The sequence below is a fragment of the Magnetospirillum aberrantis SpK genome (assembly GCF_011022235.1).
Taxonomy (GTDB): Bacteria; Pseudomonadota; Alphaproteobacteria; order Rhodospirillales; family Magnetospirillaceae; genus Magnetospirillum; species Magnetospirillum aberrantis.
Map to the genome: position 1 here is coordinate 244,401 of NZ_JAAIYP010000007.1, position 7,948 is coordinate 252,348.

8 protein-coding genes and 1 pseudogene are annotated in these 7,948 nt (G+C 64.4%); all 9 read left to right on the top strand.

Features of this window, described 5'->3' with window-relative positions; all coding sequences use genetic code 11:
- Positions 1 to 125 precede the first annotated feature (125 nt).
- The gene (rpe, locus tag G4223_RS02460; protein WP_163674506.1) at positions 126 to 776 is read left to right on the top strand and encodes a ribulose-phosphate 3-epimerase; all 651 of its coding nucleotides are present in this window, start codon (positions 126 to 128) and stop codon (positions 774 to 776) included.
- A gap of 280 nt (positions 777 to 1,056) precedes the next feature.
- A complete protein-coding gene (locus tag G4223_RS02465) occupies positions 1,057 to 2,088 on the top strand; it encodes a PstS family phosphate ABC transporter substrate-binding protein (protein ID WP_163674509.1) in 1,032 nt (343 codons plus the stop codon).
- Positions 2,089 to 2,225: 137 nt separating this feature from the next.
- Entirely contained in the window at positions 2,226 to 3,602 is a 1,377-nt protein-coding gene (gene pstC, locus G4223_RS02470) for a phosphate ABC transporter permease subunit PstC (RefSeq protein ID WP_163674512.1), read from the top strand.
- Positions 3,595 to 4,896 (top strand): phosphate ABC transporter permease PstA, encoded by a 1,302-nt coding sequence (pstA, locus tag G4223_RS02475; protein WP_420844426.1) that lies wholly within the window; start codon positions 3,595 to 3,597, stop codon positions 4,894 to 4,896. The genes pstC and pstA overlap by 8 nt, the downstream gene beginning before the upstream one ends.
- Before the next feature lie 11 nt (positions 4,897 to 4,907).
- Positions 4,908 to 5,735 carry a phosphate ABC transporter ATP-binding protein PstB gene (pstB, locus tag G4223_RS02480; protein WP_163674515.1) on the top strand — a complete coding sequence of 276 codons (828 nt, stop codon included), beginning with the start codon at positions 4,908 to 4,910 and terminating at the stop codon, positions 5,733 to 5,735.
- A gap of 16 nt (positions 5,736 to 5,751) precedes the next feature.
- Positions 5,752 to 6,444, top strand: coding sequence for a phosphate signaling complex protein PhoU (phoU, locus tag G4223_RS02485; RefSeq protein ID WP_163674517.1), 693 nt, complete (start codon positions 5,752 to 5,754; stop codon positions 6,442 to 6,444).
- Positions 6,445 to 6,460: 16 nt separating this feature from the next.
- The gene (gene phoB / locus G4223_RS02490; RefSeq protein WP_163674518.1) at positions 6,461 to 7,159 is read left to right on the top strand and encodes a phosphate regulon transcriptional regulator PhoB; all 699 of its coding nucleotides are present in this window, start codon (positions 6,461 to 6,463) and stop codon (positions 7,157 to 7,159) included.
- A 192-nt stretch (positions 7,160 to 7,351) separates the two neighbouring features.
- The gene (locus G4223_RS02495; RefSeq protein WP_163674520.1) at positions 7,352 to 7,690 is read left to right on the top strand and encodes a P-II family nitrogen regulator; all 339 of its coding nucleotides are present in this window, start codon (positions 7,352 to 7,354) and stop codon (positions 7,688 to 7,690) included.
- Positions 7,691 to 7,758: 68 nt separating this feature from the next.
- Positions 7,759 to 7,948, top strand: a pseudogene (locus G4223_RS02500) (ammonium transporter); the annotation flags it as partial.

Genomic DNA, 7,948 nt, shown 5'->3' on the forward strand with positions numbered 1-7,948 from the left:
CCTGCCTTCCCTTGTTTGCGTCATGGCCGGGCTTGACCCGGCCATCCACGTTTTACCGCCGGTCCCGCGTGGATACCCGGATCAAGTCCGGGCATGACGGCCGGGAAACACCGTGAGCAGGAAGCATGACCGTCAAGATCGCCCCCTCCATCCTGTCCGCCGACTTCGCCCGCCTGGGGGAAGAGGTCAAGGCCATCGACGCCGCCGGCTGCGATTGGGTCCACATCGACGTCATGGACGGCCATTTCGTACCCAACCTGACCTTCGGCCCGCCGATCATCAAGGCCATCCGGCCGTGGACCGCCAAGACCTTCGACGTCCACCTGATGATCGACCCGGCCCAGCCCTCTATCGAGGACTATGCCAAGGCCGGTGCCGACATCATCACCGTGCACGCCGAGGCCGATCCCCACATCGACCGCTCACTGCAACTGATCCGCTCCTTGGGCAAGAAGGCCGGTCTGTCGCTGAACCCGGCGACACCGGAAAACGTCATCGAGTACGTGCTGGACAAGCTGGACCTGATCCTGGTGATGAGCGTCAATCCCGGCTTCGGCGGCCAGAGTTTCATCCCCAGCCAGTTGGACAAGATCGCCCGCATCCGCAAGATGATCGGCGACCGCCCCATCGAGCTGGAGGTGGACGGCGGCGTCACCGCCGACAACGCCCACAAGGTGATGGCGGCCGGCGCCACGGCGTTGGTGGCCGGCTCGGCGGTGTTCAGGACCCCCGACTACGCCAGCAACATCCGGGCGTTGCGCGATTCCCGCGCCTGAGGCCATCTCCGGTCCGGTTTTATGACAACCATCGTGACAATGTGACAGCGCCCCGGCCGTTCCCATGCGGTCGGGGCGTCGCGTATCGGCCACGGAAGACGGCAGAAAATGGCGGAAAGCCTTGCTTTCCCGCCACATCCATGGCTCCGGCGAATTGTTACACGGATTGTCATATAATCTTAACCGACGCGTCGCGGTGCTGTAACACACCATGACTAGAGTGACAGCGCGGAAGCCCCGGTGGTTTCCCTCCCCTCGCTGAACTCTCGGAGATCAACCCATGAAGAAGACCCTGGCCGTCGCGGCCATCGCCCTTGCCACCGTCTCTTTCGGCGGTGTGGCCCAGGCCCGCGACCAGATTCGCATGGCCGGTTCGTCCACCGTCTATCCTTTCTCCACCTCGGTCGCCGAACAGTTCGGCAAGAGCGGCAAGTTCAAGACCCCGGTGGTGGAAAGCACCGGCACCGGCGGCGGCTTCAAGCTGTTCTGCTCGGGCGTCGGCCCGGACTTCACGGACATTTCCAACGCCTCGCGCGCCATCAAGTCCTCGGAACTCGAGATGTGCGCCAAGAACGGTGTCGGCGAAGTCATCGAGATCAAGTTCGGCTATGACGGCATCGCGCTGGCCAACGCCAAGAAGCACGACCGTTATTCGCTGACCCGCAAGCAGATCTTCCAGGCCCTGGCCAAGAACGTTCCGGTCGGCGGCAAGCTGGTTCCGAACCCCTACACCACCTGGAACCAGATCGACCCGAGCCTGCCCAACGACAAGATCGAAGTGCTGGGCCCGCCGCCCACCTCGGGTACCCGTGACGCCTTCCTGGAACTGGTGATGGAGCACGGCGCGCTCGAGTTCCCCGAGATCAAGGAACTGAAGAAGACCGACGAAAAGGCCTTCAAGGCCGCCTTCTCCAGCCTGCGTGAAGACGGCGTCTACATCGACGCCGGCGAGAACGACAACCTGATCGTCCAGAAGCTGGAAACCAACCCGCGCGCCCTGGGCATCTTCGGCTATTCGTACCTCGAGCAGAACGGCGACAAGATCCAGGGGTCGATCATCGACGGTTCCGAACCGACCTTCGACAACATCGCCGCCGGCAAGTACGTGGTGTCGCGCCCGCTGTTCTTCTACGTGAAGAAGGCGCATGTGGGCCAGATCCCCGGCATCAAGGAATACGTGGCCGAGTTCACCTCGGAAAAGGCTTGGGGCACCAACGGCTATCTGGTCGACAAGGGCCTGATCCCGATGCCCGATGCCGAGCGTAAGGAATGGGCCAAGAAGGCCGCCGACATGGCGCCGATGGCCAAGTAATCGTGGGTACGGCCGTCCCCGCTGGTCGGGGGCGGCCGTTTCCATGTCCGACTGACGGATATTTCCTTTAGAAACTTTGCCATTTTTCCCGCACCGCATATTCCGGTGCACGTTTCCCACAGGAAAACGGACTTCCCATGCAATTGCTCACCCTGACGGTCGTCCTGCTGCTGCTGACGTCCATCGGCTATCGGCTGGGACGCGGCAAGGCCGTGGCGACGGCCGGCGGCAATCCGCGTCTGCTGCATTCGCTGCCGCGCTACCACGGCTACTTCGTCGCGCTGTGGTGCGGTCTCCCGGCCCTTCTGGTGGTCGCCCTGTGGCTGGTGGCCGAACCGTCGCTGGTTCGCCATCTGGTGCAGTCCGGCTTGCCGGACGACACCCTGGCTATTGGCGAGGAACGCCTGAACCTGCTGTACAACGAAGTGCGCAACGTCGCCCGTTACGGCATGACGGCCTCGTCACCGGTGGTCGAGGCCGCGGCCCAGCGCTATGGCGAGTTGCGCGCGACCCTGTTCGCCGCCGCCGCCGCCCTGGCGCTGGCGCTGGCCTCGGGCGGGCTCGCCTTCGCCTACCAGCGCATCAAGTCGGACCTGCGGGCCCGCAACCGGGTGGAAAGCGTGGTGCGGGTGTTCCTGGTGGTCTGTTCCACCGTCGCCATCTTCACCACCATCGGCATCGTGCTGTCGCTTTTGTTCGAAAGCCTGCGCTTCTTCCAGTCGGTGTCGCCCATCGAGTTCCTGTTCGGCACCACCTGGAGCCCGCAGATGGCCATCCGTGCCGATCAGGTGGGCAGTTCGGGCGCCTTCGGTGCCGTGCCGCTGTTCGCCGGTACCGCGCTGATCTCGCTGATCGCCATGCTGGTGGCGGTGCCGCTGGGCTTGCTGTCGGCGATCTACATGGCGGAATACGCCGCGCCCAGGTTCCGCGCCGTGGCCAAGCCGCTGCTGGAGATCCTGGCCGGCATCCCCACCGTGGTTTACGGCTTCTTCGCCGCGCTGTCGATGGCTCCCATGGTGCGCGATTTCGGATCTTCCATGGGCTTGTCCATCGCCTCGGAAAGCGCGCTGGTGGCCGGCGTGGTCATGGGCGTCATGATCATCCCGTTCGTGTCGTCGCTGTCCGACGATATCATCACCGCTGTTCCGCAATCCCTGCGCGAAGGTTCTTACGGCCTGGGCGCCACCAAGTCGGAAACGGTCAAACAGGTGATCCTGCCGGCCGCGTTGCCGGGCATCGTCGGCGGCGTCCTGTTGGCGGTCAGCCGGGCCATCGGCGAAACCATGATCGTGGTGATGGCCGCCGGCCTGTCGGCCAACCTGACAGCCAACCCGTTCGAAGCGGTCACCACCGTCACCGTGCAGATCGTCACCCTTCTGGTCGGCGACCAGGAATTCGACAGCCCCAAGACGCTGGCCGCCTTCGCGCTCGGCCTGGTGCTGTTCTTCGTGACCCTTGCACTCAACATCGTCGCCCTTCACGTGGTTCGTAAGTATAGGGAGCAATATGACTGAAATGGTCGAACAAACCTCGGCTCCCGCCGCCGACGCGGTGACGAGCCGGCTCAAGCGTCGCTACGCCGCCGAACGCCGGTTCCAGTTCATGGGCATGGCCGCCATCGCCGTGGCGTTGGGCTTCCTGGCCTTGCTGCTGGTCAGCATCTTCGCCAAGGGGGCGTCCGCCTTCGTCCAGACCCAGGTGCAGCTCGAAGTGACCTTCGACGCCGGCATCCTGGGAGTGGCGCCGGGCGCCGACCGCGACACGCTGGCCTCGGGTGATTATCTGGGTCTGGCCAAGGCGGCGCTGTGGTCGCGTTTCCCCGACGTGTCAGGGCGCGCCGAAAAGCGTCAGTTGGCGGCGCTGCTGTCGCCATCGGCCGGCGACGCGCTGCGTGACATGGTGCTGTCCGACCCCAACGTCATCGGTTCGACCCGCAAGGTGTGGTTTCCGGTGTCCGACTCGGTCGACATGACCAACAAGGGCTATCTTCCCCGCGACCCGGCGGTCGAGGGTGCGCGCCTGAACGCCGCCCAGATGGGCTGGCTACAGTCGCTGGAAGACGGCGGCGTCTTGACCAAGCGCTTCAACTGGCAGTTCGTGACCACGGGCGATTCCCGCGATCCCACCCAGGCCGGCGTCTGGGGCGCGGTGGTCGGTTCGTTCTATTCGGTGCTGGTGACGCTTTTGCTGTCCTTCCCACTGGGCGTCGCCACCGCGGTCTATCTTGAAGAGTTCGCCCCCAAGAACCGCTGGACCGACCTGATCGAGGTCAACATCAACAATCTGGCCGCCGTGCCGTCCATCGTGTTCGGCCTGTTGGGCCTGGCGGTGTTCCTGGCGGTGTTCGGCCTGCCCCGTTCGGCCCCCATGGTCGGCGGTCTGGTGCTGACGCTGATGACGCTGCCCACCATCATCATCGCGGCACGCGCCTCGCTCAAGGCGGTGCCGCCGTCCATCCGCGAAGCGGCGCTGGGCATGGGCTCCTCGAAGCTTCAGATGGTCACCGACCACGTGCTGCCGCTGGCCCTGCCCGGCATCCTGACCGGCACCATCCTGGGCATGGCCCGCGCCTTGGGCGAATCGGCCCCGCTGCTGATGATCGGCATGGTCGCTTTCATCGTCGACGTTCCCAGCGGCCCCATGGACCCGGCCACGGTGCTGCCGGTCCAGGTCTACCTGTGGGCCGATTCGTCGGAACGTGCCTTCGTCGAGAAGACCTCGGCGGCCATCATCGTGCTGCTGCTGTTCCTGGCGGTCATGAACCTGGCTGCCATTCTGCTTCGCAAGAAATTCGAACGTCGCTGGTAGGAACCAATCCCATGGCTCAAACTTCCGCTGCCGTGGCCGCTCCGGCCACCTCCGCTTCCCAGAACACCCTGGCGGATCGCCGTCTGGCCAAGGTCTCCGCCCGCGACGTCAACGTCTATTACGGCGAAAAGCACGCGCTCAAGCATGTGGACCTCGACATCCGCGCCAACGAGGTCACCGCGCTGATCGGCCCGTCGGGTTGCGGCAAGTCGACGTTCCTGCGCTGCATCAACCGCATGAACGACCTGATCGACATCGCCCGCGTCGCCGGCTCGCTGACCTTGGACGGCGACGACATCTACGATCGCAAGATCGACGTGGTGCAGTTGCGCGCCCGTGTCGGCATGGTGTTCCAAAAGCCCAATCCCTTCCCCAAGTCCATCTACGACAACGTCGCCTACGGCCCGCGCATCCACGGCATGGCCAAGGACCAGACCGAGTTGGACGAGATCGTCATGACCAGCCTGGAGAAGGCCGGCCTGTTGGCCGAGGTCAAGGACCGTCTGGACGAAGCGGGCACCGGTCTGTCGGGCGGCCAGCAACAGCGTCTGTGCATCGCCCGCGCCATCGCCGTCAGCCCCGAGGTGATCCTGATGGACGAGCCCTGTTCGGCGCTCGATCCCATCGCCACCGCCAAGGTCGAGGAACTGATCGACGAATTGCGCGAGAACTTCACCATCGTCATCGTCACCCACTCGATGCAACAGGCCGCCCGCGTGTCGCAGCGCACCGCCTTCTTCCACCTGGGCGAACTGGTCGAGGTCGGCGACACCGAGCAGATCTTCACCAACCCGCAGCATCCGCTGACCCAGGGCTACATCACCGGCCGCTTCGGCTGACGATCCGCGAGGGACCATGACCGAGCACACCGTCAAGTCGTACGACGAGGAACTGGCACACCTCACCAATATCATCGCCCGCATGGGCGGGATGGCCGAGGCTCAGTTCGCCGCCGCCGTGCAGGCCCTGACCAGACGCGACAGCGACCTGGCCGCCCGCGTGGTGGCCGGCGACGCCCGCGTCGACGAGCTGGAGCAGGAAATCCAAAGCTTCACCGTCCGCCTGTTGGCCTTGCGCCAGCCGGTGGCCAGCGACTTGCGTCACATCGTCGCCGCGCTCAAGATCAGTTCGGAACTGGAGCGGGTGGCCGATTACGCCGCCAACGTCGCCAAAAGAACCTTGGTGCTGAACCAACTGCCGGCGGTCAAGCCGGTCAGCGCCGTGCAGCATCTGGCCCGCATCGTCCAGGAAATCCTGAAGGACATCCTGGACGCCTATATCGAACGCGACGTGGAAAAGGCCATCCGGGTGTGGAACCGCGACGAGGAGGTGGACGACATGTACACCGGCCTCTTCCGGGAACTCATCACCTACATGATGGAGGACCCGCGGACCATCACCGCGTGCACGCATCTGATGTTCATGGCAAAAAATATCGAACGTATCGGCGACCACGCCACCAACATCGCCGAGACCCTGCATTTCCTGGTGGTCGGATCGCCGCTTCAGGGGGCACGACCCAAAGGCAACACCGTGGAAGCGGAATAGGAAGGATTTTGGCGAGATGAAGCCGCTTATTCTGATCGTCGAGGATGAAGCCGCCCTGGCCACCATGTTGCGCTACAACCTCGAAAAAGAGGGCTATCGGGTGTGCGAGGCCGGCGACGGCGAGGAAGCCTTGACCGTGGTCTCCGAGCGCAAGCCCGATCTGGTGGTTCTGGACTGGATGTTGCCGTCATTGTCGGGCATCGAGGTGTGCCGCCAGTTGCGCCGCAAGCCGGCCACCCGCGAGCTTCCGGTGATCATGCTGACCGCGCGCGGCGAGGAAGGCGACAAGATCCGCGGCCTCAACACCGGGGCCGACGACTACATGACCAAGCCGTTCAGCCTGCCGGAACTGATGGCCCGCATCCGCGCCATGCTGCGCCGGGTACAGCCGGTGCCGCTCAAGGGCATGCTGCAATTCGCCGACATTTCCATGGATCTGGCGGCGCATCGCGTCACCCGTGGCGATCGTCCGGTCCACCTTGGCCCCACCGAGTTCCGCCTGTTGCAGTTCTTCATGCAGCATCCGGGCAACGTGTTCTCGCGCGAGGAATTGCTGAACGCCGTGTGGGGGCCCGACATCTATGTCGAGCCGCGCACCGTGGACGTGCACATCCGCCGTTTGCGCAAGGCGCTGAACGGCGAGAACGAGGACGACATCATCCGCACCGTGCGCGCCGCCGGCTACGCCCTGGACCAGGGGGGACAGGCGGCCTGATGCTGCACAAAACATTGGCACGCCCAATGCGGAAGCACACTTTTTCGCCATATTTTGCAATGGCAACTTTCTAGGCAAAACGGCCGCATCCCTTGGGATGCGGCCGTTTCTTCATTTGGCACGCCACTTGCCTGTAACACGCCAGACCGACGAGCCGGCAGCGCCGGCCCGGCTCAACCCAGAGGGGATTCCATGAAGTACATCACCGCCATCATCAAGCCGTTCAAGCTGGACGAGGTGCGCGACGCGCTGGGCGCCGCGGGCATTCAGGGTTTGACGGTCACCGAATGCAAGGGCTTCGGTCGCCAAAAGGGCCAGACCGAAATCTATCGCGGCGCCGAATACGTCGCCCACTTCGTGCCCAAGGTGAAGGTTGAGCTGGTGGTGGCCGACGACCTGGCCGAAAAGGCGGTCGAGGCCATCATGCAGTCCGCCCGCACCGGCAAGATGGGCGACGGCAAGATTTTCGTGGGCGACGTCGCCCATGTGGTGCGTATCCGCACCGGCGAAACCGACAACGACGCCATCTAGGAGAGCCATCCATGACTCATTTCCTCAGCAAGGGTAAGGCCTGGGCCGCCGCGGCCGCCACCCTCGCCATGACCTCGGGCGTCGCGTTCGCCCAGGAAGCGGCCGATGCCGCGGCCGAAGCGGCCGCAGCCGTGGCCGCGCCGACGCTGAACTCTGGCGACACCGCGTGGATGCTGGTGTCCTCGGTCCTGGTGCTGATGATGCTGGTTCCCGGCCTGGCCCTGTTCTACGGCGGTCTGGTGCGCAAGAAGAACATTC

Excerpts from the sequence above, each read along its gene's own strand:
- pstA (WP_420844426.1), top strand. The coding sequence starts at position 3,595 with ATGACTGAAATGGTCGAACAAACCTCGGCTCCCGCCGCCGACGCGGTG.
- G4223_RS02495 (WP_163674520.1), top strand. The coding sequence starts at position 7,352 with ATGAAGTACATCACCGCCATCATCAAGCCGTTCAAGCTGGACGAGGTG.
- phoB (WP_163674518.1), top strand. The coding sequence starts at position 6,461 with ATGAAGCCGCTTATTCTGATCGTCGAGGATGAAGCCGCCCTGGCCACC.
- rpe (WP_163674506.1), top strand. The coding sequence starts at position 126 with ATGACCGTCAAGATCGCCCCCTCCATCCTGTCCGCCGACTTCGCCCGC.
- pstC (WP_163674512.1), top strand. The coding sequence starts at position 2,226 with ATGCAATTGCTCACCCTGACGGTCGTCCTGCTGCTGCTGACGTCCATC.
- G4223_RS02465 (WP_163674509.1), top strand. The coding sequence starts at position 1,057 with ATGAAGAAGACCCTGGCCGTCGCGGCCATCGCCCTTGCCACCGTCTCT.
- phoU (WP_163674517.1), top strand. The coding sequence starts at position 5,752 with ATGACCGAGCACACCGTCAAGTCGTACGACGAGGAACTGGCACACCTC.
- pstB (WP_163674515.1), top strand. The coding sequence starts at position 4,908 with ATGGCTCAAACTTCCGCTGCCGTGGCCGCTCCGGCCACCTCCGCTTCC.